The sequence below is a fragment of the Citrobacter sp. Cb031 genome (assembly GCF_030336725.1).
In the GTDB taxonomy this organism is placed as follows: Bacteria; Pseudomonadota; Gammaproteobacteria; order Enterobacterales; family Enterobacteriaceae; genus Citrobacter; species Citrobacter braakii.
This window is the reverse complement of the sequence record NZ_JAOWDA010000034.1, coordinates 676,843-700,679: the sequence shown is the minus strand read 5'-3', so window position 1 is coordinate 700,679 and position 23,837 is coordinate 676,843. Positions and strand designations below refer to the sequence as shown.

Here is a 23,837-nt window from a genome sequence, read left to right as displayed (position 1 = left end):
ATGGGTTGCCTGTCATATCGTTATATAATTTAATACACATCGTTTTTACTCCGCTATCCAGATGGTATCCCATGTTAACTTTCCGCTCTTTTGTGCTGGTATGCGCCAGCATGTTGTTTGCGTTTTCTGCCCAGGCCGACCGTACGATCACCGACCAGCTTGGTCGTCAGGTCACGATTCCGGACCACGTCGACAAAGTGGTCGTGCTGCAACACCAGACGTTGAATATTCTGGTCCAGCTTAATGCTCAGCAGGACATTATTGGCGTGATGTCGAGCTGGAAAAAACAGCTCGGGCCTGAGTTTGCGCGCTTTATGCCGACAATTGCCACATTGCCGACGCCGGGCGATCTCACCAGCGTGAATATCGAAAGCCTACTGGCGATTCATCCACAGGTGGTTTTTGTCGCCAACTATGCGCCTGCGGAGATGATCCAGCAGATTCAGAACGCCGGTATTCCGGTCGTGGCAATCTCATTGCGCAAGGATGCAGCCGGGCAACAGAATAAAATGAACCCGACCATGGCCGATGAAGAGCAGGTCTACAACGAAGGGTTAAAGCAGGGGATTCGCCTGATTGCGGACGTCGTGGGGCGCAAACCGCAAGCTGAGACGTTAATCGACTACGTATTTGCTGCGCGGGCAAAATTCAATGCGCCGGTCGCAAAAATCCCGGATGCGCAAAAAGTCCGTATTTATATGGCTAACCCCGACCTGATGACTTACGGCTCCGGGAAGTACACGGGACTCATGATGCAGCACGCGGGTGGGCTAAACGTGGCGGCTGCCAGTGTAAAAGGCGCCCGTCAGGTTGCGCTGGAACAGGTATTGGCGTGGAACCCGCAGGTAATTTTTGTTCAGGATCGCTACCCGCAGGTGGTAACGGAGATCCAAAACGATCCTAACTGGCAGGGGATTGATGCGGTGAAAAATCATCGCGTCTGGTTGATGCCTGAGTACGCCAAAGCCTGGGGCTATCCGATGCCAGAAGCGTTGGCGATTGGTGAGCTGTGGATGGCCAAAAAACTGTACCCGGACGCCTATAAAGACGTGGATGTTGATGCGCAGGCGCAAGACTACTATCAGCGTTTTTATCGTGTGAACTGGCAGCCTGATGCAGTTAAGTAAGCGCATTTTACTCCAGCAACCACTCTTAATCGCGACGGTCCTGTTGCTGGGCCTTGGTTCGTTGTGCCTCGGACAATATCCGCTGTCGTTAAGCGAAGTCTTTTATCACCTGATGCACTATAGCGACGCTGAAGGGATTGCCGGTCAGGTTATCTGGACGGTCAGGCTACCGCGAATTCTGATGGCGCTGCTGGCGGGTGGTGCGTTGGGGTTATGTGGCGCGACGCTGCAAGGGGTATTTCATAATCCGCTGGTCGACCCGCATATTATTGGCGTGACGTCCGGGGCCGCTTTTGGCGGAACGCTGGCTATTCTGCTCGGCCTGTCGCCTTGGCTGATGATGGGTTCAACGTTTTTCTTCGGTCTGACGGCGCTGATCCTGGTGTATGCCATTGCTGCGCTGCAGGGGCTGGAGAATACGCTGGTGTTGATCCTGTCGGGTATCATTTTGAGTGGTTTTTTTGCCGCGCTGGTAAGCCTGATTCAGTATCAGGCTGATACCGAAGAAACGTTACCCAATATCGTGTTCTGGCTGCTCGGCAGCTTTGCGACAGCTAACTGGCATAAAGTTCTGCTGTTGGCGATTCCAGTCGGTATCGCTGCGACAGTTTTGTACCAGCTACGCTGGCGGATAAACCTGTTATCACTCAATGATAAAGATGCCCGATCGTTAGGCGTCGCGGTGGTTCCTCTGCGACGCAGCGTTTTGCTGTGCTGCGCTTGTTTAGTCGCCGCTCAGGTAGCGGTCAGCGGCAGTATCGCCTGGGTTGGGTTGGTTATTCCGCATCTGGCGCGTTTGCTGGTGGGGGTTGATCATCGGCGTCTACTGCCGTGCGCCTTCTGGATGGGAGGCGGTTTTATGATTGTGGTGGATGATATTGCCCGTACCCTGATGCACGCGGAGATACCGCTTGGGATCATCACCGCAATATTCGGCGCGCCGCTGTTTGCTTTTTTACTCATCCGCTCCAGCCGCCGGGAGATATCATGAAACCTGCCGCATTGCGTGTAAATATGCTTACCTATGGGTATCGCGCGCCGCTATTTGAGCCGCTTACATTCAGTTGCCAGAAAGGTGAGATCTGGGCTGTGCTGGGACGTAACGGCCTGGGTAAAAGTACGCTGCTCGATACGCTAACCGGCACGCTACCAGCTTTGGACGGCAGCATTGAAATTGACGGCGGGATCGGGATTGTGGCGCAGCATTGCCACCTGCCATTTCCTTATACGGTGAGCGACGTGGTGCTGATGGGGCGGGCACAGCACGTGAAGCTTTTTGCGCAACCCAGCCAGCAGGATCAACTAAGAGCGACCCAGGCGCTGGAGCAGTTAAATATTGCCCAGCTTGCTTCCCACTCGTTTAGCTCACTTTCCGGGGGGCAACAGCAACTGGTGATGATAGCCCGGGCGCTGGTGACGGAGTGTCAAACGCTGCTGCTTGATGAGCCGTGCTCCGCGCTGGATCTCGCCAATCAGCAGGTGGTGCTTCAGCTCATCAGCGATCTGGCCCATCTACAGGGATGCAGCATTCTTTTTTCGACCCACGATCCGCTGCATGCGTTACAAATAGCCACCCATACTTTGCTGCTGCTCCCTGAAGGAAAATGGCGGGCAGGGCCAACGGACAGCATTGTGACGGAAGATAATCTGTTCCAGGCCTATGGCTTACCGCTGCGAAAACTCAGTGTAGAGAACCACCCGACGCCGTTTATCGCACCGCTGTTTTCTATTCGTCGTTAAGAGGTATAAACCCGGCGGCGGTAAGAAACGCCTGACCGCCGTTGGAGAGCATGAATTTAACCAGCGCCATCACCTCGTTGGATGCGTCGAGCACCGCCAGTTGGTATTCGCAGCGAATATTGTGCTCATCAGGGATAGCTACATAATGCACGTCGGGTTGGGCGCGCAGCGTTTTCGCGTAATGCGCGTAGCCGATAAACAGATCGGCCAGTCCCTGGCGAAGGATCCAGGCGCTCGCCAGTTCACCAGACGGGATTTTCACCGTATCACGCCCACCAACCAGCGGGATGGCGCGCGCCCTAAGCTGTTGTCCGAGTCCTGGATCCACTACATCCATATTGTCGAAAAATGCCCAGGTATAGTCTCCGGAAGGGTCGCAGCCGGGCGTGGATGTACCTATTCGTAGCGTTGGGTCGCGGAGCAAATCCAGCCAGGCTCCGTTTCGGTTGCTGACCAGACTCAGTTGATTCCAGCTAAAGGTTTGCGTGAGGACAGCTTTTTGCAAAGCCAGCAGGCGTTGCGGGTGCTCCCGATTGGCTGAGGCAAAGAGCGCACACGGTTCACCGGCTTCAATACGCTCGCGTAATAAACCGGCCGGACCATATTCCACCTTCACGTCTATTCCGCTATGGCGCGAGAACTGGCTTATCAAAGGGGCAAATGCCAGGCGTAAACTGCCCGCGGCAAACAGAATAATGGAAGAGGGCATGGTATCCGATCTCTGGCGAAAAAGGTTTGCGAAGAGGATAAATGATACGCGCTGAGCATAGCGTTTAGAAGGCTTTGGCGCATCGCTTTGTGCCAGCATCATACGGAGTAATGATTAAGCTTAAGGTTACGAACAGGGGAATAAAAAGAAATTATGAGGAGTAACGAAGGGAAATAGCACCAAATCATAGAAATAATTTGGTGCGTCCGAGTGGACTCGAACCACCGACCCCCACCATGTCAAGGTGGTGCTCTAACCAACTGAGCTACGGACGCAAGATGGTGCGTTCAATTGGACTCGAACCAACGACCCCCACCATGTCAAGGTGGTGCTCTAACCAACTGAGCTATGAACGCAACGTTGTAGGTGACAACGGGGACGAATATTAGCGGCACAGACCGAATGAGGCAAGAGGGAAATAGCATTTTTCTTCCTGAACTCACGCGATTGCAGAGTAATTAAGCAAGTTGATTATATTTTGTTGATTTTGCAGCGTGTTTTTTATTCAGACAGTGCGCTGGGGCATAATGGGGACGGTTTGAATGACAGGTGCGCTCAGACTTTAAGCGCAGCAAGGATCGCGGTTTCTATTTTCTCAGGGGTAGTGAACGGCGCAAAACGCTTGAGCGGTTTGCCGTCACGTCCGATCAGGAACTTAGTGAAATTCCACTTGATACGCCCACCCAGCACGCCGGGTAATTCGTTTTTCAGGTAACGAAACACCGGATGCGTAGCCGCGCCGTTGACTTCCACTTTCTCAAATATCGGGAAGCTCACACCGTAGTTGATGTGACAGGTTTGCGAGATTTCGTCGGCCCCGCCGGGCTCCTGATTACCGAACTGGTTGCAGGGGAAACCAAGCACCACCAGACCCTGCGCGGCGTACTTCTTGTAAAGCGCTTCGAGGCCTGCATATTGCGGCGTGAAGCCACAATGGCTGGCAGTATTGACCACCAGAACCAGTTTGCCAGCGTAGTCGGCCATAGAGACGGGCTCACCATGCAGACGGGTGGCTGTAAGTTGATAAAAGGTGATCATGCCGGAATCCTCAAATAAGATCGCATTACTCATTTTATTATGGTCGCAACTGTCTGATTAATAAACTGACCGTTAAAGTGATGCCGATTTATTATTTTGTCGGGTTATCGCTAATTTTTTTAAACGCGTCACCCCAGCAGCATCGTTAGGTGACGACTAAAAATGGGGGACGTGACGTTGTGGGCGATTGTCACTGGGACAAACACGTAACAGATATAAAAAAATCCACGCCTGGCGTGGATTTAGAGAGAGTGTGAGAGCAGGGGATTAACGTTCGTGCCTTGCCATTAGCATTGCCAGGTCGACGAGGCGATTAGAGAATCCCCATTCGTTGTCGTACCACGCCAGAATTTTGACCATATTGCCGCCAATCACCAGCGTTGACAGGCCGTCGATGATGGATGAGCGCGGGTCACCCTGGTAATCGCTTGAGACAAGCGGTTCATCGCTGTAGCCGAGGATCCCTTTCAGTGGCCCTGTCGCGGCGGCGTCACGAAACGCATTATTGACCTCCTCTGCTGTAACATCCCGCTCAAGCGTTACGGTCAGGTCGACAATGGACACCACCGGAACCGGTACGCGCAGCGAGTAACCGGTTAAGCGACCATCCAGCTCCGGGATGACTTTGCCAAGCGCCTTCGCGGCACCGCTGGAGTAGGGCACAATCGACAATGCAGCGGCGCGGGCACCACGAAGATCTTTTTCCGGCTGGTCGTGCAGCGCCTGGCTGTTGGTATAGGCGTGGGTGGTATTCATCAAACCATGCCTAATGCCGAAATGTTGGTGCAAAACCTGTGCGGCAGGTGCCAGACCGTTAGTGGTGCAGCTACCGTTGCTAACGACAAAGTGTTTATCCGCGGAATAGAGGTGATCGTTAACGCCCATCACGATGGTTAAATCATCGTTCTTACCAGGGGCGGAGATAATCACTCGTTTTGCGCCACCGCTGTGGATATGCACCGCCGCCTTGTCACGTTCAGTGAAGAAGCCGGTTGCTTCAATGACAATATCGACTTCACGCTGACGCCATGGGATGTTGGCTGGATCGCGTTCTCTGAACACGGTAATGGATTTACCGTTAACCACCAACTGCCCCTCACCGGCGGTGACATCGGCGTCGAGTTTACCGAGCAGCGAGTCGTATTTCAGCAGATGCGCCAGCGTTTTACTGTCTGTCAGATCGTTGATTGCCACGATCTGGATCTCCGGGTTACCCAGTGCAGCACGCAGTACGTTACGTCCGATACGGCCAAAACCGTTAATACCGACCTTTACCATGATGAACTCCTTATCTGTTGTCTCTGGAGTAAATTTAGGCCGGTCACGTGTTGGCGTAAATGACAAAAAAGGATCACTTTACGCCATTTTACGACAGTGAAAGCGCTGGCGATATTCACCAGGCGTCAGGTGAAGCTGTTTTTCAAACAGCCTTCGCAGGTTAATGCTGCTACCAAATCCTGTTTGTTCGGCGATACGCTCCAGCGTCTCGTTGGTCTGCTCCAGACGCTGTCGGGCAGCGGCCAGACGGGCTTCGGCCACGTAGCGTGCCGGTGATGCGCCCGTTTCTCGGGTAAACACGCGGGTGAAATTACGCGGACTCATGGCGACTTTTTCCGCCAGTTTATCCACACTGAGATCGGCGGTGAGGTTCTCAAGCAGCCAGGCGAGCAGATCGTTAATCGGGCCCAGGGTGCTGGTCTGCTGAAGGTTGTAGCGGCTAAACTGGAGTTGTCCCCCGGGACGGCGCAGGTACATGACGAAATCCTGAGCGACGTCGCGCGCCAGACTGAAGCCGTAATCCTCTTCAACTAACGCTAACGTCAGGTCAAAGCCGGAACTGACGCCACCTGATGTCCAGATGTGTTCGTCCTGGATATAGAGCGGACCGCTTTCGACGCGCACCTTTGGGAATTCTGCCTGCATGGTTTCCAGTAGCTTCCAGTGGGTGGTGGCTCGTCGGCCGTCCAGCAGCCCGGTTTCTGCCAGCAGCATCGCGCCGCCGCAAATGGATGCAATGCGGCGGGCGTGGGGAGCGGCAAGGCGTAGCCAGTCAACCACCGCAATCCCTTCCTGCGGGCTTTGACCTCTGCCAGTGATGATGATGGTATCGAGAGGTTCGCGAGGATCTATCTCATGCAGGCGGTGATCTGCCAGTAGATTTAGGCCGGACTGACCATGGATCACCTGATGCGGTTGCGTTGTCGCTAACTGAACCTGGTAACACGTCTCCGTAGCGCCTTTGGGATGCAGGCGACTGGCCTGCATCAGAATGTCGGCAATACCGGCGGACTCAAACAGCATACCGCCATCGGGAACAATAATGAGTATCTTCTTCATGTCCTGAAAAGTAATCTTTTTACACAATAAGTCAATGTTACATACTCAAATGGAAAAAGTCTTACCCGTGGCACAGCGACATTACCGCCACTGGTCGATGGTTTGATGTTGACTCAACGGCGTTGCCTGGGCATCTCCCTTGATTAAGAATAGCGTTGCATTGACCCATTAAACTCACCGCGAGGAGCTGACGCTCCGCTGCACCAAAAATGGACTTGTTCTACAAGTCACTCTCCTGACGAGGTCTTATGAAAATCAGAAGGTTTAGTAATGGAGATGAAATTTCGTTATTCAGCGTCTTTTTATCTTCTGTACATACCCTCGCATCACATTACTACACACAGGAACAAATAGATGCGTGGGCCCCAACGGATATCGACCCGGAACAATGGGCCAATCATATGAAAGAATTACGCCCCTTTGTTGTTGAAGTGGATGGTGAAATAGCTGGATATGCAGATGTTCAGCCAAATGGGTACATTGACCATTTCTTTGTCTCGGGAACCTACCCGAGACAGGGAGTAGGGACACTATTGATGAATCGCATTCATGAAGAAGCCAGACAACGTGGAATTGGCGAACTGACTTCAAATGTCAGTAAGGCTGCGGAGGCGTTCTTTCTACGACACGGTTTTCATGTTGTGGAACGTGGGTTTCCTGCCTGTCGCGGAGTGACATTACAAAATGCACTGATGCGAAAATATTTGGTGAAAAAATAGAAGATAACGGGGCTAAAGGTCCGCGATCAGCGAGGGCGGACACTCGGCTCTCTGCCGTATGCCATGACAGAGAGCACGCCAGAAATGAATGGATAGTTCTAGTTTGCTTTGCTGTTTTGACGGGATGTGACAATCGTCATTGCTGCCGCCGCCAGAAGTAAGAAACCACTCAAGCCAAAAGTACTGCGCCATCCCAGAGTGTCGAATACCAACCCACCTGCCGTTGAACCCAGTGCAATTGATAGCTGGATCACCGCAACCATTAAGCCACCACCCGCCTCTGCATCTTCGGGTAGTGCCCGCGCTATCCATGTCCACCATCCCGTTGGCGCAGCCGTTGCTAGTAGTCCCCACAGGCTGAGCAATACGGCAACAGCCCAGATGCTGTGTCCAACCAGCAGTAACGCCCCGGCAGTCGCTGCCATAAGCAGGGGGATCATGATTAAAGTTTTATAAAAACATGTGTTCAGGAATATTGATACGGCCAGTGTGCCGACAAAACCCGCCACGCCTATTGCGAGCAAAATCAGAGAGAGACCAGAAGGGCCTACGCGGGTTACGGTTTCAAGAAAGGGGCGCACGTAGGTAAATAAGGCAAACTGCCCCATGAAGAAGAGCCCGCAGGCCAGGAGTCCCGCAGGGACAATGGTGATGCGGAACAGATGATGCATAGATTTCTGGGATTTTTGTTTTTTATCGTTTTCCATCGATGGCAGGCTGACCCACTGCCACATGAACGCGGCTATAGCCAGGGGAACGAGGCATAAAAAAGCCCCTCGCCAGCCCACGGTCATCCCCAGATAGCTGCCAAGCGGTGCCGCTACAACGGTAGCCAGCGCGTTCCCACCGTTAAAAATCGCCAGCGCGCGGGGAACCTGATGCTGCGGAACGAGCCGAATGGCGGTTGCAGCAGACATGGACCAGAATCCACCAATGACCACCCCAAGCAGGGCCCTCCCCAGGATATAAACCGGGTAGCTGGGTGCCAGGGCGACGACTATCCCCGATATGGCCATTAAAACCGTCAGCCCCTGCAGGAGATGTTTTCGGTTCAGATCTCCGGCAATATGGGAGATAGTCAGGCTGGTAATGACCGCCAGCGCGCCAGAGATTGCAATTCCCTGGCCAGCCAGCCCTTCGGTAATGTGTAAATCACTGGCAATAAGCGTAAGCAGGCTGACCGGCATAAACTCGGAAGCGATCAGCACAAACACGCACAGCGTCATGGCAAACACGCCCCCCAATGCGCATGCTTTTTTTCGTAATGCGGTTTTAGTCTTACTGTGGACATTATCAGATCTCTTAATATCGAATCGGCCAGGTTCAGGCGCAGTCCGGACAGACGTCATTCAGGAAATCACGTCAAAACATGGATGAAAATGATCTGCAGGCGATTTACAGCCGCCTGCAAATATCAGGCGGCTTGGGGCGGTTATCTTAGGTTGGTATTGAAAAACTGCTCAAATTTAGCAAACGGAATCTTACCCGCAACGTTGTCGTACAGATCAACATGATTTGCCCCCGGCACAATCACCAGCTCTTTCTCATTGCTGCCGATCGCCCTAAAGGCATCTTCAGCAAAATAGCGTGAATGGGCTTTTTCGCCGGTCACGATAAGCGTGGGGATAGTGACTTCATTGGCGTAGCTCAGCAGTGGCATATTCATAAATGACAGCGGCATCGTCGCATTCCAGGCCCCGGTTGAGTTGACCGAACGCGCATGGAAACCACGCGGCATGCGATAATAATCAAAGAATTCTTTCAGAACCGGATTAGGATTTGCGGGTAACGTTTCTGGCAGAATACGTTTCGACGTACTGACGTCCCCCTTTTCATCAACATAAATGTCATGCCCGCCGGGCGCGAAAGCTCCGTTCTTCGCATCTTCCCAGCGCTGTGCGTTCAGATACTGTAATACGGCGCGACGATCCGCAGTGGTATAACGGTCTTTACCATCACCTACGCCATGCCCCATCGCACGGCTCATGTCATACATCACGCTGGTCGCCACTGCTTTCACGCGGGTATCCATCGCGGCGTCGTTTAAGGCCATCCCGCCCCATCCGCAGATACCCAGTAATCCGATACGATTTCGATCAACCTCATTTTGCAGGCCAAGGAAATCAACAGCCGCGCTGAAATCCTCGGTGTTGATATCCGGAGAGGCAACGTTACGCGGATAGCCACCGCTTTCCCCCGTATATGAAGGGTCAAAAGCCAGGGTAACAAATCCCTGCTCAGCCAACGTCTGCGCATACAGACCGCTGGACTGCTCTTTCACCGCGCCGAAAGGCCCGCTGATGGCAATGGCCGCCAGTTTGCGCTCGCCGCGATCCTTTGGAATGTAGAGATCACCGACCAGGGTGATCCCGAAGCGGTTCTGAAAGGTTACTTTACGGTGATTAATTTTCGTACTTTTAGCGAAGGTTTTATCCCATGTCTCGACCAGTGAAACTGGCGCGTTCGGATTGGTTGTATTGGCATAACTCATCGTTGTAACTCCACTTAATGATGCGCAGAGCAGCATGGCTGGTATCGCGGCTGTCAGTTTTTTGGTGAAGGCAGTCATCAAAATCCCCTCATAAAACGTGATAGATACAGGTTTCATACGGACAACACTGCTGTGATTTGTTGCAATGCGAGCATTATAGTGAGCAGTAATAGTGCTTATTAGAGGGGTAAAATTGCTAGAATTAATACCATATTGTTCTAAATGGTGATGCGATAGCGAGGGAAACGTGATGGCGAAACGGGAAAACTATAATGATTTATACCTGTTCATGCAGGTGGTGCGGGAAGGGAGTTTTACCGCTGCGGCGCAACGACTCGGCCTGGCACAATCAGGTATAAGCCGTTCCGTACGCGAACTTGAAGAAAGACTGGGCGTTCAGCTTCTGGCTCGCACTACGCGTAGGCTATCGCTCACCCATGCCGGCGAACAACTCTACCGGACTATTGAGTCAGGATTCGACGCTTTAGATATGGGGCTTGCCACGCTGGCCCATTATCGCCAGTCCCCGTCAGGTACGGTACGGATTAATGCCAGTCAGCACGCTATTGATAAACTGCTCCTGCCAAAGCTTGCGGTGTTTAAGCAACGCTATCCTGACATCCGGCTGGAACTCATTAGCGAAAGTCGGTTTGTCGATATTATTGCGGAAAGATTCGATGCCGGTGTACGTCTCGGACCGGAAGTTGGCGGTGGCATGATAGCGGTCCGTATTTCCCCCGACATGGAGATGGCCATTGTTGGTACGCCAGAACACTTTCGCCGCTATGGCTTTCCACAAGTCCCGGCAGATTTGGCGGTTCATCCCTGCATCGCTTATCAATTTGGCGATGGAAGCCTCTATACATGGGAGCTTCAACAGGATGGTAAAAAAATAACTCATCAGCCGCAGGGACAATGGGCTTTTGCTGACAGTTATATGGAAGCCAAAGCCGCCAGACTGGGGCTGGGGCTGGCTTATGTTCCGGAAGAACTGGTGTCCGATGATTTAGAAGAGGGTTCGCTCATCAGAGTTTTACAACGCTACAGTCAACGCCTGGAAGGCTCATTTCTCTATTATCCGCACCGCAATGTGTCTCCCGCTCTGCGAGCAGTTATCGATACACTGAGAATTTATGAATGAAGGCCAGGCTGCACACGTGTCAGGGTAACGGGTCTGAGCGAGGTGCGGGCCTTATATACACATCCCCATTAACTTGAGTATGCTCCTCTGTGAATTTGTTTCGAAAATGATGTCGCTGATGTGTTTCATTCCCTGCTTTTTATAGAATTTTTGAGCACGTTCATTTTGTTCAAGAACCTCCAGCCATAAATATTTTTTCCCCTGACTTCGGGCAATATCTATGACTTTATTAAACATTAGTTGACCGTAATGCTGATTCGTTTTGGTTGGGGCAAGGTAGAGTTTATTAAGTAAAACACCGCTGATGTCTGTATTCGGGACAGTTGCTTGCCATGTCAACTTCACAAAACCAATCGGCTGCTCGATTTCAACTATATACCAGCTAATGTTTTTATCATTAATACTCTGCTCAATAACAGGAAGTGAATATTCACCCTCCAAATAATTATCAAATTCTGATTCTGACTTCCACATATGCTTAAAGTGCGCAGTATAGAAGCGGTAGCCAAGCTCATTTAGTAATGCCGAATCGGCTAATGTTGCTTGTCGTATGATTAAAGACATGGGATAGGCCCTTACTTTATGAGAGAAAAGTGATATTAAATTTGTAATATATACGGCCTGTTAAGTCTACATGTCCGTTGTGACAGTCTTACCCTCAAACTTTGAATACGCAATCTAAGGTCTGAAGTTGGTGGAGCTCGACCATTAAGTTATTTTTTATCGATGTTAGCTTCTGGCTCGAAGCAGACAGGCCAACTGATTGCCTGGTCTGCTTTGAGCGAAAATGAAAAGACATCTTCCGAACTTGCGGCTGTTCATTCAGGATTTTACAAACAAGCTCATTATTCCCACTGCCAGGGCGCTATAGAAAAGCAACTGATATAGATTCGTCGGCACGTCTGTCCATTTTCTAACGATGCCCAGCGCGACCACGACCAGCGCAGCCGGGTAAATGGCGCACAGCACGGGAACCGCCATTGCGGTGAGGGAATTCAGTCCCAGCACGGCAAGTGCTGCTGACACCATCAGGGAGAGCGTCACCAGCAGCCCATAAGACGCACCGGTCGTCTGGTTGAAATAGCGCGCCGTTCCGGTCGTCAGACCAATGGCCGTGACCAGACAGGCGAGGGTAATGATCGCCGCCAACAACACCCGGCCATAAACGCCAAAAACAGTCTCGACATAGGCGCTCATCACCTGCATACCGTTTGTTGCGCCCCGCACCGGGCTGTGGGACCCCATCGACAGATAGCAGATATAAATCACGGCCAGACCTGCAGCGGCGATAAAGGCTGCGGCGATGGAATGGGTAAAGATGCCCCGCGGATGGTGGATCCCGCGCTGTTTAAGCGTGTGGGTGATAATGGCGCCAAAGCACAGCGCACTGATCACATCCAGGGTCTGATAACCGTTGACGAACCCTGTATCGAACGCGCGAGTTTGATACGCGGTTGTGGCGGTCGTGAGGTCACCAATCGGATGTAACCAGGCACATATGCCGATAAAAATCAGGGCACTAATTTTAATGGGCGAAAGGAAGAAACCGACGATTTCCAGCAGTTTTCCCGGCTTAGCCAGCGTCGCGCCAGCAAGGCCAAAGAACGCGGCGGAAAATATAATCTTCTGCATCAGGGAACTAGCTGCGCCATCGGTGATGACCTCGTAGCTAATCGTCGCGGTGCGTGGCGTACCAAATAAAACCCCCAGTGTTAAAAAGCAAATGCCAATAAAAATCAGGCTCGGCCATTTGCCTAAGGGTTTCGTTAATTCCGCGATATCACCGCCATTAATGGCAAGGGAAATAATCGCCAGCGCCGGGAACAGAACCGCTGTGATGATAAAGCCAAAGCCTGCATTAAAGGCGTTTGCGCCAGCCTGCATGCCGACCAGCGGCGGGAATATAATATTGCCTGCACCCAAAAAAAGCGCAAGGGTCATCCCGCCAAGAGCCATTGTCTCTGGCAATGAAAGTCTGGTGTTTGCTGTCATTATTAACTCTTATTTTATATAAACATCATGCTTTGGAAGGCGTGGTCATTATCTGCTCAGTCACCGTTCCGGTCATACATCGTCATTACAACTGGAATATTCCTTCGATGGTCATACGAGCGAAGCCATGCAATTCCACGCGCCCGTCATCCCGAACTACACAGCGCAACGCCCCTTTACGCTTCCCGCCTTGTTGAGCGGTCAGGACATTTTTACCCGTACGCGCTGCCCAGAACGGGGCGAGGAAAGTGTGTGCCGACCCGGTGACTGGATCTTCGTTCACGCCGACCTGCGGGCCGAACCAACGGGACACAAAATCAAACTGGTTATCAGCGGCGGTCACGATCACGCCGCGGGTGTCGAATACCGCCAGCTTGTTGAAGTCAGGATTAAGCCCGTCGATGATGGTTTTGTCATCGACCAGTACAATCAGATCGTCCGATTTCCACACCCCGATAACACCGTCGGTAATGCCAAGGGCTGCCAGCAGCCCATCAGGAGTATCAATCTTTATGGCCGATTTAGCCGGGAAGTCCATGCAGAGTTCGTCCCCGTTCTTACTCACCGTCAACAGGCCGCTGCGGGTGTGGAAGCTGATAGTTTCTTGTTGGTAGCCAAGCTTGTTGAACAGCACCCAGGATGCAGCGAGAGTGGCATGACCGCACAAATCCACTTCAACCGCAGGCGTACACCAGCGCAGGTGATAACCCTCCTCGAACGGCACAAAAAACGCGGTTTCAGAAAGATTATTCTCCGTGGCGATGGCTTGCAGAACAGCGTCAGGCAGCCACTCAGTTAACGGACAAACGCCCGCCGGGTTGCCGCCAAAAGGTTGAGAGGTGAAAGCATCAACCTGATAAAAAGGAATTACTGTGGTGTCAGACTTTGTCATTTAATTTATCCAGATAGTTGTAAACGGTGTATCGGGTGACGCCCAGCGCTTTAGCGACATGATTAACGCTGCCTTTAATCTTGAAAAAGCCCTGAGCATGTATTTCAGAAATAACCCGTTTTCTGAAATCAATTTTATTTTCTGAACCCGTGGGTCTGAATTTCGAAATAACGTCATCCAGAGATTTATCCTGAATATCACCTAGCGGATTTTCCGGCGTTTCAGCCGCGGCGGCCGGATGGAGTAAATAATCCAGGTCGCGTTTGAGTTTTGATACCACATCCATATCGACGTTAATGCAAAAAGCCACTAACGGCACGCCGTCCTTGCTGTAATAAATCGTCGATGCGCTATTCAACGTGGTGCCAGAGAGAGTGGTGGTGGTATATCCACTGAATACCTGACTGGGAACACGCTGCGAAGCATCCAGTAAACCTAAGAATCCCGTGTCATTTTCCGGGCCGGACAACAGTGCATCACCGACTTTCCTGCCGCTGACGTGTCCATTAATGATGTTTATCACGGACGATTCGGGGCGGGTAAGGTCATGCAGAACCGCTTCTGTGTTTAAGGGAAGCGTGGTTCTCAATGCCTCAAGCGAAGCCGTCAAAATAGTGATTAAACGTTCACGTTCGTCTTTCATTTTGCTCTCTCCATCAGACAACGGCCTGGACTTCTATTTCGACGTCTAAATCAAATGCGAGGTGGCTGGTGATGACGCTCCTTGCGGGGAAACCTTCCGGGAAGAACACGCTGTAAGCAACATTGAATTCGCTAAAGTGCTCCATGCTGCTTAACCAAACCTGGACTTTCACAATGTGGTTCAGCGTCGTTCGCGCCCGCGCCAGAGTTTCCCGGATGGCGTGCATGATATGCCGGGTCTGCTGGGTGACAGATCCATACAACGGTTCACCTTCGGAACTCATGGCGACATGGCCTGAAAGAAAAACAAACCCGTTCACCTGCACGGCGTCTGAAAAGGGAAAAGGCTTGGTCGAGGGGTAGCGTACGATAGACATGTGTCAGATTTGCCCTAAAGAAAGTGTAGTAGCACGGTAGCATGACTTTATTTTAAATTAAACAAAATTATTATTTTAAACATTTGTTGATTTTGTGGTTTTCATGCATCGCCACTAGCTGAGCATCGACAGATGCTTTGTTGACGGGATGGGACATGCTCTGACCCGCGTTTAAGTTCTGTAAGGACAAGCTCGTCTGTTTCTGGTACTGATCGGATAAGCTAACTGAACGAATGTCCGTTTTGGGCGAGGAGCGGAAGTTAGTCTCGTAAGCACAAAAGCAGTCTGTCGGAAGCTCTATAAAAGTGAATGATTCGTTTTGCAGGGATACTTACACCGCCAGTTAGTTTGAAAATGGTGCAATTTCTCAACACAGGGTTTACCCAGATGGCTATGTCACCACCTCCTATTTTTGAAGGCAACGACTATTACAGCGTCTCTGAAGAATTTTTTAGCAAATTACCAGCTGATCTAAGAGCGCCTTTTGAACAAATAATGAAGAAAGGGGCGGAGATTATTAGCGGTTGCGATAAAGAGATTGAAAGTCTGATTAGACTTATAAAGGTAATACCTACTACAACAAGCCTTAGTTACATTTATCGTCGGCTTCGTACGACCAAGTTTGAAATCACTACTGAATCGATGATGGAACAGGAGATGTTAACAACCGCTTTTGTGGTCAGCTACGCACGTTTGTTCGCCAAAAGCAATGGCACTTGCGTTCTCCAGCGGAATGATCTCCCTGTCCACCTACGGGCTGTTCATGATGAGCTGTATAAAATTCGCAACGAACGTTATGCTCATAACGGAGGTCATAACCCCCTACAGCGGCCTCGTCGGCTTACTGGTTTTAGCGCTATTACCTTCTATAACCTCTCTTTTGCGGTAGATAACTATTGCAGGGATCGTTTGGATGAGCAACATGCGTATAATATGGCTTGCCATCACAAAACTCGCATTCGCGTTAAGCGCCAGTGCCGCAAAGGACATTGATTCCACGCTCCCGGGAACCCAGGAGAGCATCAATAAATAAAATGGATAATCCAGAAGATGCGCCGCTGTAAATGCCATCATGACCGTCACACCCAGTCCAATAGCAATGAGCTGTATTGAAGACCAAAGATGACGCAAAAATGCAGTCAACGTAAACGCAATAAAATGATGCCCCAGTAATATGCCCATCAGGATCATACTGAACTGATTGAAAATATCGGGAAAAAACACAGTCTGAGATGACAAAGGGTGCAGGAGTGCTGCACAAAGCAACGACGTGATCATAAAGGGCGCAGGAAAGTGGAAGCGTTCAAGGCATTTGCCCAACACATAGCCCGCAAAGACAATACCCAATAGCCAGAGCACATTAGTCGTTGCAAACAATACAGGCGGCATGGCCATATGGGTTTGCGCACCGCCGGTAATATATCCGGCAAATAAGGTCAATGTGATGAGCCGTAGCGAGTGCGAAATGATAATTTTTTGCGGCGGCGTTTTAACATGGGACGCTAGCGCTAATACCGCTGCCATTGCCCCCGGAACGGCGCCCAATAACGCCTCTTCCTTACTCCAACGTAATCGGTGAATACACCACAAGTAGCATGCGGTGAATTGCAGGGATAAGCATACTAATAACAACACCAGTAAAAATGCGATATTTCCTTGCGCCCCAAAAGAAAAATCGCGAAATAAAAGACCAATTGACGTACCAAGAGAGAGTTGAATCACCGTCAGGCTGCCCGGCAGTACTGGCACAGAAAGACCGGTACGTTTTAACACCAGCACGGTAATAAGGGGGCCAAACATCATACCTAACGGAACGTTGCAATAGGTAAAACCCAACCCAGCCAGGATACAAAGAGCAAAACCTAACAATAATTTCATACACCTTTCTCCTGGCTACCGGGAGTGTTAAATACTCAGTGAACGGTTTCGTTAACCCAAAGGGTATTTTCAGCAACCCATTGGGTCAATGCATCAAGACGTTCGTGTATTTCCCGGCTGGACTCCGCTTGAACAATAGCACTCACGATCTCGCCATTTGTTAATTTCATCGCGTCATATTGGCGGCCGACGACACCTGTTGCCCGATATTTAACCACAAAAGGCAATGGACATTTTTCCGCAATAGAGAGGAGCGTGCCCTGTGCAGGCGGCACATTTAATTGGCCAACCCGTAAAACGGGTTGTCTTTGCGATAAATCCTGCGGATAGATTTCGCATAAACTGGCTTTAAGCCAGGTCATTCGAGGATCAAGACCAAAAGCGGCCCCTAATTCTTCATTGACAAAGCAGCCACCTAATCGGCAAGCAAGCTCGCCAAAAATAATGTTGTTATCTTTATCAACAAAAACTTCAAGGTGAAGCAATGCGTTTTCTTCCGTTGGAAAAACCTCTTCAGCAAGATATTTGGTGTAGGCAATCAGTTTACGATGCAGCGGCGTGTCATCTTCCATAACCAGACCTAATGTTTTCCCGGATAGAAAATCCAGGCAGGAGACGGTTGCACGAGATGCAGAAACAAATATTGCCTTTCCTTTTAAATACAACGCATTAATTTGATAAGCTTCGCCTTCGATAAATTTTTCAATGAGCAGATTGTGATACTCTGGCGGCTTAACCTGCGCCAGATATTTATAAAGCTGGCCTTCATTTTTAAGAACCACCACGCCCTGTGATCCACGCCCATCATTAGGTTTGATGACGCAGGGATATCCCTGTTCGGCAATGAATCGCGCCATCGCAGTCGCACTGTCGACGCGTGCCATAGCAGGAACCGCTAACTGATGAGACTGAACAAGCGATTTCATCATAAATTTATCACGGAAGAACATGGCCTTTTTTTCACGGTCGTGTGTCAAACCCAGACGATCGCTGATTCGCGCGGCCCTCAGAACATCGATTTCGGCGAGGTAAAAGATACCCGTTGCTTTATTGTCTTGGGCGTAGTGGTAAATATCCATTTCCACGAAGGGATTATCATTAAAGTTTTCATAAAAAAGGAAAGAAAAACCTGCCCCCATATGATCAAGAATATTATCGATCTGGCTTGCGCACGTTGCAATCAGAACCGGGGCCACTGATTGCAATGACTGCCACTCTTCACGTGAGTGCTGAAAAATAATTTTTGGTGGACACAGCAAGATATTCATTGTTTTTCTCATTCAATATCAAATGTAATGACAAATACATCCCGATAACCTTTTCCTGGCAACAAAGGAACCACTGCCGCGGTATAATGCTGATAATTCACATCATTGAATATTACTGCATCGCCCGCATGCAGTTTGAACGTAGAGGCATCATTGCCCCCATCATGATTAGGAATAAGCGTGGTTTCTCCACCAGTCACATTCTCAATTTCGCTGCAATAGATTGCAATGTACTTAAAACCATCTTTATGAATACCCTCTGGAGCGGGATATCCAGGCCTTCGGTCATCTGTCGTTATTCTTATTTGATGAATGCCAATATTGTAAGTCGTGTCTGGAAGCAATGGCAAAAGCTTACGAAACACCAGATTCATCACTTCTTCAGCAACGTCTTGTTTTATTTCTGGGTATTTTCTTGCAATACCGCCAGCGTAATTGTTCAGTTTTTCCGCTTGAAAAAACTCACCCACTGCGCACAGATCAAAATACTTTTCACGTCCGGCCCTGGCCTGCATGTAACTTCTGAACCGAAAAATACCATCTTCAGCCTTAAGCCATGGATCGGGTAGTAATTCATCAAAACTATTTTTGACTTTCGCTGAAGTCTTCCCCAGTCGAATATGATGATAGGCGTGCATAGATAACGTCCTTAATACGGTAGTTTGAGCAGTCTACTTATAAGATATGAAATGCATATCCAACAATAAATAATATTGCAGACTCTTTTATACTGATAATCTATGGGCAAAAGTAAGGAGGCAGGCTCCTTACTTTTTAAATAACTCTACTTGCTTTTTTTACGTAACTCCGTCACTGGCACGCCACCAATTCCCCAGTTATCAGTCTCCACTTCATCAATGACCACGATGGTTGTGCAGGGGTTTTTATTCAGGACATCAACCAATAGTTGTGTCACTCCCTCCATTAATTTTTTCTTTTGCTGTTCGGTAGCACCTTCATTAGTAATTTTAATATTTACGTAGGGCATATGAACTCCTTTTATTAGATAATTTTTGACATTGCACCAAGATAAACAAGTGCAAAGAGATTAAACGATAGAACATAACCGTAGTGCATTTTAAAACTGGTGTTACTGGGTGATACATTCAGACTGTTTGCGGCGAAAATAGCATTGATCGATACGGGAGAAATAAGCTGAGTTGCAATAAATAAGCAAATCCATATCTGATAATCAACCATCCCCCCCGTAAGATAATCAGAAAATATCGACCATGCGATACTAAAGATAATCAGTGGATGGATACCTAATAAACCAAAAAGCGGTACGATGAACAAAATAATCGCGTAGATCTGCAACGTTGTCAGCCCGCCAACATAAGCAGTGATACCCTCAGGTACATGGGAAAAAAGCAGCCAACAAACTGAGGTCAACACACTACAGCTTAAAAGCAACAATACCTCACCGGATATATTCTGTGCTGATTCAGTTAATTGCTCAGCCCAGGGTTTATCCTTTTTAACCAGATGATCGACAACAAAGAGCACAACTGCTGTAAAGGCAATACTTTGCAGTGAATTAAGATTCAGTACCGTTAATGAAAAAATGAATACTCCCCAGAACAGACCTACACATAGCAGGATATACCGCATCCCATCACGGCTGGGTGTCACCGTCTCGTTTTCAGCGATTACCGTCACTTTTGCGCTTTGGTTGAACAAGATACTGAATAAAAAGAGAGGGATACCCACCAGCATCGCCTTAAGATGCGGTACGTCAGGCATTGCCGCCCAAACGGCAGCAGCGCCGATGGTGGTTGGCATCAGTACCATCGTAATGCATACGGTGCGCGTAATAATCTTTGCCAGGTTGAATCTTGGCCCAATAACTGACTTGAGGCCATCGAGCAGCAATGATATTGCCCCCAGACTCATTGGCCATGTTAAGAACGCCGTCAATAACGTAACCCCAAAAGTCATGTTCGATGTTTTTCTACGCGAAAAATATCCTCCCAGAACAGCTGTAAAATTAAGAGAGGCCATGACTTGTCGTAATAAGGCAATACCAACAAGCAGTAAAATCACATCAAAATATCGCGAAAAAATTGCAGGGAGCACAATGCCTTTCAGGTTGTTTGTAGCAAGAAGAAACATCATCGAGCAGAGAAAAATAATCACACCACTTCTGGCGGATGATTTTTTTGACCAGAAAGCAAATGTCGATGCGAAGTAGAGCACGGCGGTAACTCCCGCAATAGCCGACATCGCCGCATGTTTATCCGTCAACGCACAAGCGAACAGAAATACCAGCAATGATGTTATCGCTAACGCAGGTTGCAATGATTGCCACGCCTTGCCACGGGCCTGGATTTGCTCAGTCTGCATTTATCGCTACCTCTGGCTGAGCCTGCCGCACCATCATTTGATGATACATATCTGCGACACAACGGCCTGCATCAACCAGGAATCTTGAATTAACCAGCGGACGTGGCAGGACGTAGGTGTAAAAATTCGCGCCTTCCGCAGGATTGCCCAGCACCCAAAAAGTCGTCTGCGCTTCCCCCATGCGATTAATAGGATGCTGGCATTGATCGATATCCAGCCCACCCGGGTGATACCCCTCATTCATAAATGGACGAACAATACCATTGGCTGTCATATTTCTGATTAACGGTGAAGCGTCATGTAGTGGCGAAAAACTGGCAATTTTCGCCTTGATTAAAACATCAGCCTGAATCTCAGTACTCTCTTCTTTAAAAGGTGAGTGAACTTCGAATTTTCCTTCGCAGTCGTTCAATACTAACCTTGAATCTTTACCACCGGCCAGACTCACCACATTCGCTTCCATTAATGCTAATAGTTGTTCATTTCTTAACTTCGGCGGGCCAACGGCAATGCGGTTAAAAATAGGATTAAAATGCTCAAGGAAATACTGATGTGACCGCGATTCAAGCCCTGAATTATCAATCGCTTCTCGTAAAATATCCCTGACATCACGAATAATGTCTGTCGCCGCTTTGATCGGGCCATGGACATTGCCCTCCTCAGACTCCTGGAGATCTTTACGCAGGAAATACATAAACCATTGAGTATAATCCTTTAAACTCAGATGTTCCTGCGATTGATGTGGATAAAGCACACTGTCAATTACCGCGATGTCTTCAGCGCTCGGTTCATAAGAGCCAGCATCTAACCACTGCCCATTTAGGGTTGAACGATAGGCATAACACATTTCTTTATGCAGTAAGGGGAAAACTTGTTCAAGAAAATCGATTTTTGAAGATCCTTTCTCAAACACATTTTTCAACCGCAATTCTCTGATAGCCATTGCCGTTAAGAAGCGTGGGGAGTACTGCCCAGAAACGCCTTTTTGATTCGCGCCGCGACTGCTAAAAGGTAGAGCCTTACGTGAATAGATAAAAATACCCGGTTCTTTTCCGGAAGGATGATAGCGAAGCTCACCATCTTCCCGGCTAAATTTTCCACCCCTGCCGATAGTGAGTTGCGAAATGACATCATAGGCAGTCAGACCAATACCCTGAACAATCACATTTGATTCCGCTGTTATTTTATTCAAATTATTTATTGGATAAGGAGTCGAATAGTAGTCCAGGCGTTCATTTTTCTTATAATTATTGGCAATAAATCGTTCAACAAGATGATCGTCAAACGTTTTGGCGTTGTCGCTGTGACCAGTGGTTAAATAGACGTAATCGGCCACCACACGCTGACTGTCTTCCAAGACAATAATAGACTTCGCATCGTCCTGAATCAGAATGTTGTTGGCCTGCTGATTTATCTGTGTAACCGAGATATTGTCAGGCAAACTTTTGATAATTTCGTGATAAAACCAATTTAAGTATTCACCTAATAATCGACGAGGTAAATAATCGTTGGCGTCAATTGGTTTGCCAGCCACGTCTTTTAAATAACGGCCATCAACATTTTTATAGCCCTGCTCATTAGCCCACTGATGAAAACATGGCCCTGAACGGAAAGATCCGGCATTTTTTACCGTTGCATCACCAAATAATGTTATCTGGCAAGCAACGGTGTTAACCAATAAATGGTCGGGCTGCGATAAACTGTGCGCACCTACACCCATCGCATTTTTATCAACGATAACAATATTAATATGTTCATTCTGTTTACGTTGTGCATGCTGAGCACAAATCCTTTCCAGAATACTAAGCCCCCGAGGTCCCATTCCTATAATAGCAACGGTTGTCTTTTTCATTCTTTGCTCCAACTTTGAGAGTATTTAACTTTGCTGTGTTGAACATAGCTAATCCCTGCTGCGATAAATAACGCACAAGCGCCAGATAATATTGAAATAGTCATCCCGTTTTTATTGTTCTGAAACGCACTCACGATTAATGGTCCGGCAATTTGCCCAATGCCATATGTTAACGTCACCAGACCCAGAAGATTAATTTTCTGTGGTGCAGAAATCTTTTTCGCGAGTGGCATAACGAGAGAACTGGTTCCCATGAAAGTTGCACCAAAGCCAATACAACTCAAGGTCAATAAAAGCGGGGAATGGATAAACGAGGCCATCACAACGCAGCTCGCCTGCACAATTAAGTTAACACTCAGGCAGGACAATATGCTCCACTTGCGTGCAGCCCATAACCAACCATAGCATCCTGGGATAACGGCAAGGCCAACAATAGACCAGATATGGTTGGCCAGAAATTCATTACCCACTCCCCGGGCCATTAAAGGGAGATAAGTAGCTACAATGATATAACCGAAGCCTGCCAGTCCATATAACAATGCTAAATTCCACCACTGGATGTTCGGCTCGGATGACGAAGCTTTTTTCTGAGGAGGTAGAACGTGTTTATTTGCAGGCAGCAAGATAATCAGCGCGATGAAGAGTACAGCTGAAATGATTGACGCGCCGATCCATAGTAGCTTTGAATTTAATGCATATGCGATACCGGCTATAACATATTCGTTGCCTATAAAAATACCCACCCCGACGCCGGCAAACAAAGAAGCAATGACAAACGGATTATGGGTATGCTGTAGCATAAGCATCGACCCGAATATCATCATGCCTGCGCTGGCAACACCGGCGAAAAATCGAATAACAATTACTATATCAGGGTGCGTGACTACTGCCATCGCAAAAATAAGTAGGCCGGTGACTAATGCAGCACAAATTAACATCGTTTTGATATTCTTCAGGCCACCAAAAATACCAAACGAGAACAGGAGGCTGCCAACCAGGTATCCGGCGTAATTCGCGCTTGCGATTAACGATAATTGCGAAAAATTAAAAATGCCTTCATGCAACATGACCGGCAGCATCGGAGTATATAAAAACCGACCAATTCCCATCCCCAGCGTTAAAACAATCATACCGAAGACAGCCGTGCTCAACTGGCGATGGCCAATAACATTGTGATCAAGATCCATTTTTCAGGCTCAATATGTCAATCAGATTTGATTGTTATGTTACATAAAGAAATGATAATAAAAAGTTAATAAAAATGACGAAAACCTTCACTTTGAGTGACAGA

Annotated in this window: 22 protein-coding genes, 2 tRNA genes and 1 pseudogene; 5 read left to right on the top strand and 20 right to left on the bottom strand. The window is 48.9% G+C overall.

What is annotated here, in order from left to right:
• The first annotated feature begins 71 nt into the window (after positions 1–71).
• The 3 genes from OGV93_RS19815 to OGV93_RS19805 are packed head-to-tail and all read left to right on the top strand — an operon-like array spanning position 72 to position 2,867.
• Positions 72–1,127: an ABC transporter substrate-binding protein gene (locus OGV93_RS19815; protein WP_131350623.1), complete on the top strand. Its 1,056-nt coding sequence runs from the start codon at positions 72–74 to the stop codon at positions 1,125–1,127.
• The gene (locus OGV93_RS19810; protein ID WP_131379231.1) at positions 1,114–2,118 is read left to right on the top strand and encodes a FecCD family ABC transporter permease; all 1,005 of its coding nucleotides are present in this window, start codon (positions 1,114–1,116) and stop codon (positions 2,116–2,118) included. The genes OGV93_RS19815 and OGV93_RS19810 overlap by 14 nt, the downstream gene beginning before the upstream one ends.
• Positions 2,115–2,867 carry an ABC transporter ATP-binding protein gene (locus tag OGV93_RS19805; protein ID WP_131379233.1) on the top strand — a complete coding sequence of 251 codons (753 nt, stop codon included), beginning with the start codon at positions 2,115–2,117 and terminating at the stop codon, positions 2,865–2,867. Before OGV93_RS19810 ends, OGV93_RS19805 begins: the two co-directional genes overlap by 4 nt.
• On the opposite strand, the gene OGV93_RS19800 is transcribed toward OGV93_RS19805, so the two are convergent.
• From OGV93_RS19800 to OGV93_RS19775, 6 genes are all read right to left on the bottom strand, one after another.
• The gene (locus tag OGV93_RS19800) at positions 2,854–3,576 is read right to left on the bottom strand and encodes a substrate-binding domain-containing protein (protein WP_287110153.1); all 723 of its coding nucleotides are present in this window, start codon (positions 3,574–3,576) and stop codon (positions 2,854–2,856) included. The two genes, OGV93_RS19805 and OGV93_RS19800, sit on opposite strands and share 14 nt — an antisense overlap.
• A gap of 198 nt (positions 3,577–3,774) precedes the next feature.
• A tRNA-Val gene (locus OGV93_RS19795) sits at positions 3,775–3,851 on the bottom strand.
• Between the two features lie 4 nt (positions 3,852–3,855).
• Positions 3,856–3,932: transfer RNA gene (locus OGV93_RS19790), tRNA-Val, on the bottom strand.
• 199 nt (positions 3,933–4,131) lie between these two features.
• Complete coding sequence (locus OGV93_RS19785) at positions 4,132–4,614, bottom strand: glutathione peroxidase (protein WP_016152944.1); 483 nt, start codon at positions 4,612–4,614, stop codon at positions 4,132–4,134.
• Positions 4,615–4,881: 267 nt separating this feature from the next.
• Positions 4,882–5,892, bottom strand: coding sequence for a type I glyceraldehyde-3-phosphate dehydrogenase (gene gap / locus OGV93_RS19780; RefSeq protein WP_287110038.1), 1,011 nt, complete (start codon positions 5,890–5,892; stop codon positions 4,882–4,884).
• Positions 5,893–5,970: 78 nt separating this feature from the next.
• Positions 5,971–6,951 (bottom strand): GlxA family transcriptional regulator, encoded by a 981-nt coding sequence (locus OGV93_RS19775; protein ID WP_287110037.1) that lies wholly within the window; start codon positions 6,949–6,951, stop codon positions 5,971–5,973.
• A 248-nt stretch (positions 6,952–7,199) separates the two neighbouring features.
• Here OGV93_RS19775 and OGV93_RS19770 point away from each other — a divergent pair, with 248 nt between their 5' ends.
• On the top strand, positions 7,200–7,670 hold the full coding sequence (locus OGV93_RS19770; RefSeq protein ID WP_019076706.1) for a GNAT family N-acetyltransferase: 471 nt from the start codon (positions 7,200–7,202) through the stop codon (positions 7,668–7,670).
• A gap of 98 nt (positions 7,671–7,768) precedes the next feature.
• Here OGV93_RS19770 and OGV93_RS19765 read toward each other — a convergent pair.
• Positions 7,769–8,961 (bottom strand): annotated as a pseudogene (locus OGV93_RS19765) (MFS transporter).
• Positions 8,962–9,102: 141 nt separating this feature from the next.
• Positions 9,103–10,239 (bottom strand): alpha/beta hydrolase, encoded by a 1,137-nt coding sequence (locus OGV93_RS19760; RefSeq protein WP_181634777.1) that lies wholly within the window; start codon positions 10,237–10,239, stop codon positions 9,103–9,105.
• A gap of 172 nt (positions 10,240–10,411) precedes the next feature.
• Here OGV93_RS19760 and OGV93_RS19755 point away from each other — a divergent pair, with 172 nt between their 5' ends.
• Positions 10,412–11,302: a LysR family transcriptional regulator gene (locus OGV93_RS19755; protein ID WP_016152950.1), complete on the top strand. Its 891-nt coding sequence runs from the start codon at positions 10,412–10,414 to the stop codon at positions 11,300–11,302.
• A gap of 51 nt (positions 11,303–11,353) precedes the next feature.
• On the opposite strand, the gene OGV93_RS19750 is transcribed toward OGV93_RS19755, so the two are convergent.
• The 12 genes from OGV93_RS19750 to OGV93_RS19695 all read right to left on the bottom strand — a co-directional run bounded on the left by OGV93_RS19750 (position 11,354) and on the right by OGV93_RS19695 (position 23,733).
• On the bottom strand, positions 11,354–11,866 hold the full coding sequence (locus tag OGV93_RS19750; protein ID WP_181634776.1) for a GNAT family N-acetyltransferase: 513 nt from the start codon (positions 11,864–11,866) through the stop codon (positions 11,354–11,356).
• 258 nt (positions 11,867–12,124) lie between these two features.
• Positions 12,125–13,294, bottom strand: a complete 1,170-nt coding sequence (gene brnQ / locus OGV93_RS19745; RefSeq protein WP_287110035.1) for a branched-chain amino acid transport system II carrier protein — start codon at positions 13,292–13,294, stop codon at positions 12,125–12,127.
• An 85-nt stretch (positions 13,295–13,379) separates the two neighbouring features.
• Complete coding sequence (locus OGV93_RS19740) at positions 13,380–14,186, bottom strand: PhzF family phenazine biosynthesis protein (RefSeq protein WP_094169031.1); 807 nt, start codon at positions 14,184–14,186, stop codon at positions 13,380–13,382.
• Complete coding sequence (locus OGV93_RS19735; RefSeq protein ID WP_181545861.1) at positions 14,173–14,829, bottom strand: helix-turn-helix transcriptional regulator; 657 nt, start codon at positions 14,827–14,829, stop codon at positions 14,173–14,175. The genes OGV93_RS19740 and OGV93_RS19735 overlap by 14 nt, the downstream gene beginning before the upstream one ends.
• A gap of 13 nt (positions 14,830–14,842) precedes the next feature.
• On the bottom strand, positions 14,843–15,205 hold the full coding sequence (locus tag OGV93_RS19730) for a RidA family protein (protein WP_287110033.1): 363 nt from the start codon (positions 15,203–15,205) through the stop codon (positions 14,843–14,845).
• An 822-nt stretch (positions 15,206–16,027) separates the two neighbouring features.
• The gene (locus tag OGV93_RS19725) at positions 16,028–17,083 is read right to left on the bottom strand and encodes an AbrB family transcriptional regulator (RefSeq protein ID WP_047417713.1); all 1,056 of its coding nucleotides are present in this window, start codon (positions 17,081–17,083) and stop codon (positions 16,028–16,030) included.
• A gap of 35 nt (positions 17,084–17,118) precedes the next feature.
• The gene (locus OGV93_RS19720; protein WP_075849150.1) at positions 17,119–18,351 is read right to left on the bottom strand and encodes an ATP-grasp domain-containing protein; all 1,233 of its coding nucleotides are present in this window, start codon (positions 18,349–18,351) and stop codon (positions 17,119–17,121) included.
• A gap of 8 nt (positions 18,352–18,359) precedes the next feature.
• On the bottom strand, positions 18,360–18,989 hold the full coding sequence (locus tag OGV93_RS19715; RefSeq protein WP_016156404.1) for a 2OG-Fe dioxygenase family protein: 630 nt from the start codon (positions 18,987–18,989) through the stop codon (positions 18,360–18,362).
• 146 nt (positions 18,990–19,135) lie between these two features.
• Complete coding sequence (locus OGV93_RS19710) at positions 19,136–19,339, bottom strand: tautomerase family protein (RefSeq protein WP_287110031.1); 204 nt, start codon at positions 19,337–19,339, stop codon at positions 19,136–19,138.
• Between the two features lie 14 nt (positions 19,340–19,353).
• On the bottom strand, positions 19,354–20,694 hold the full coding sequence (locus OGV93_RS19705) for a hypothetical protein (protein WP_047417697.1): 1,341 nt from the start codon (positions 20,692–20,694) through the stop codon (positions 19,354–19,356).
• Positions 20,684–22,546 (bottom strand): FAD/NAD(P)-binding protein, encoded by a 1,863-nt coding sequence (locus tag OGV93_RS19700; RefSeq protein WP_047417694.1) that lies wholly within the window; start codon positions 22,544–22,546, stop codon positions 20,684–20,686. The genes OGV93_RS19705 and OGV93_RS19700 overlap by 11 nt, the downstream gene beginning before the upstream one ends.
• The gene (locus OGV93_RS19695; RefSeq protein WP_046276354.1) at positions 22,543–23,733 is read right to left on the bottom strand and encodes an MFS transporter; all 1,191 of its coding nucleotides are present in this window, start codon (positions 23,731–23,733) and stop codon (positions 22,543–22,545) included. Before OGV93_RS19695 ends, OGV93_RS19700 begins: the two co-directional genes overlap by 4 nt.
• Positions 23,734–23,837: the final 104 nt, after the last annotated feature.

Bases quoted from the DNA above. Each gene is read 5' to 3' on its own strand.
- OGV93_RS19815 (WP_131350623.1), top strand. From the start codon at position 72: ATGTTAACTTTCCGCTCTTTTGTGCTGGTATGCGCCAGCATGTTGTTT.
- OGV93_RS19810 (WP_131379231.1), top strand. From the start codon at position 1,114: ATGCAGTTAAGTAAGCGCATTTTACTCCAGCAACCACTCTTAATCGCG.
- OGV93_RS19805 (WP_131379233.1), top strand. From the start codon at position 2,115: ATGAAACCTGCCGCATTGCGTGTAAATATGCTTACCTATGGGTATCGC.
- OGV93_RS19800 (WP_287110153.1), bottom strand. From the start codon at position 3,576: ATGCCCTCTTCCATTATTCTGTTTGCCGCGGGCAGTTTACGCCTGGCA.
- OGV93_RS19785 (WP_016152944.1), bottom strand. From the start codon at position 4,614: ATGATCACCTTTTATCAACTTACAGCCACCCGTCTGCATGGTGAGCCC.
- gap (WP_287110038.1), bottom strand. From the start codon at position 5,892: ATGGTAAAGGTCGGTATTAACGGTTTTGGCCGTATCGGACGTAACGTA.
- OGV93_RS19775 (WP_287110037.1), bottom strand. From the start codon at position 6,951: ATGAAGAAGATACTCATTATTGTTCCCGATGGCGGTATGCTGTTTGAG.
- OGV93_RS19770 (WP_019076706.1), top strand. From the start codon at position 7,200: ATGAAAATCAGAAGGTTTAGTAATGGAGATGAAATTTCGTTATTCAGC.
- OGV93_RS19760 (WP_181634777.1), bottom strand. From the start codon at position 10,239: ATGACTGCCTTCACCAAAAAACTGACAGCCGCGATACCAGCCATGCTG.
- OGV93_RS19755 (WP_016152950.1), top strand. From the start codon at position 10,412: ATGGCGAAACGGGAAAACTATAATGATTTATACCTGTTCATGCAGGTG.
- OGV93_RS19750 (WP_181634776.1), bottom strand. From the start codon at position 11,866: ATGTCTTTAATCATACGACAAGCAACATTAGCCGATTCGGCATTACTA.
- brnQ (WP_287110035.1), bottom strand. From the start codon at position 13,294: ATGACAGCAAACACCAGACTTTCATTGCCAGAGACAATGGCTCTTGGC.
- OGV93_RS19740 (WP_094169031.1), bottom strand. From the start codon at position 14,186: ATGACAAAGTCTGACACCACAGTAATTCCTTTTTATCAGGTTGATGCT.
- OGV93_RS19735 (WP_181545861.1), bottom strand. From the start codon at position 14,829: ATGAAAGACGAACGTGAACGTTTAATCACTATTTTGACGGCTTCGCTT.
- OGV93_RS19730 (WP_287110033.1), bottom strand. From the start codon at position 15,205: ATGTCTATCGTACGCTACCCCTCGACCAAGCCTTTTCCCTTTTCAGAC.
- OGV93_RS19725 (WP_047417713.1), bottom strand. From the start codon at position 17,083: ATGAAATTATTGTTAGGTTTTGCTCTTTGTATCCTGGCTGGGTTGGGT.
- OGV93_RS19720 (WP_075849150.1), bottom strand. From the start codon at position 18,351: ATGAATATCTTGCTGTGTCCACCAAAAATTATTTTTCAGCACTCACGT.
- OGV93_RS19715 (WP_016156404.1), bottom strand. From the start codon at position 18,989: ATGCACGCCTATCATCATATTCGACTGGGGAAGACTTCAGCGAAAGTC.
- OGV93_RS19710 (WP_287110031.1), bottom strand. From the start codon at position 19,339: ATGCCCTACGTAAATATTAAAATTACTAATGAAGGTGCTACCGAACAG.
- OGV93_RS19705 (WP_047417697.1), bottom strand. From the start codon at position 20,694: ATGCAGACTGAGCAAATCCAGGCCCGTGGCAAGGCGTGGCAATCATTG.
- OGV93_RS19700 (WP_047417694.1), bottom strand. From the start codon at position 22,546: ATGAAAAAGACAACCGTTGCTATTATAGGAATGGGACCTCGGGGGCTT.
- OGV93_RS19695 (WP_046276354.1), bottom strand. From the start codon at position 23,733: ATGGATCTTGATCACAATGTTATTGGCCATCGCCAGTTGAGCACGGCT.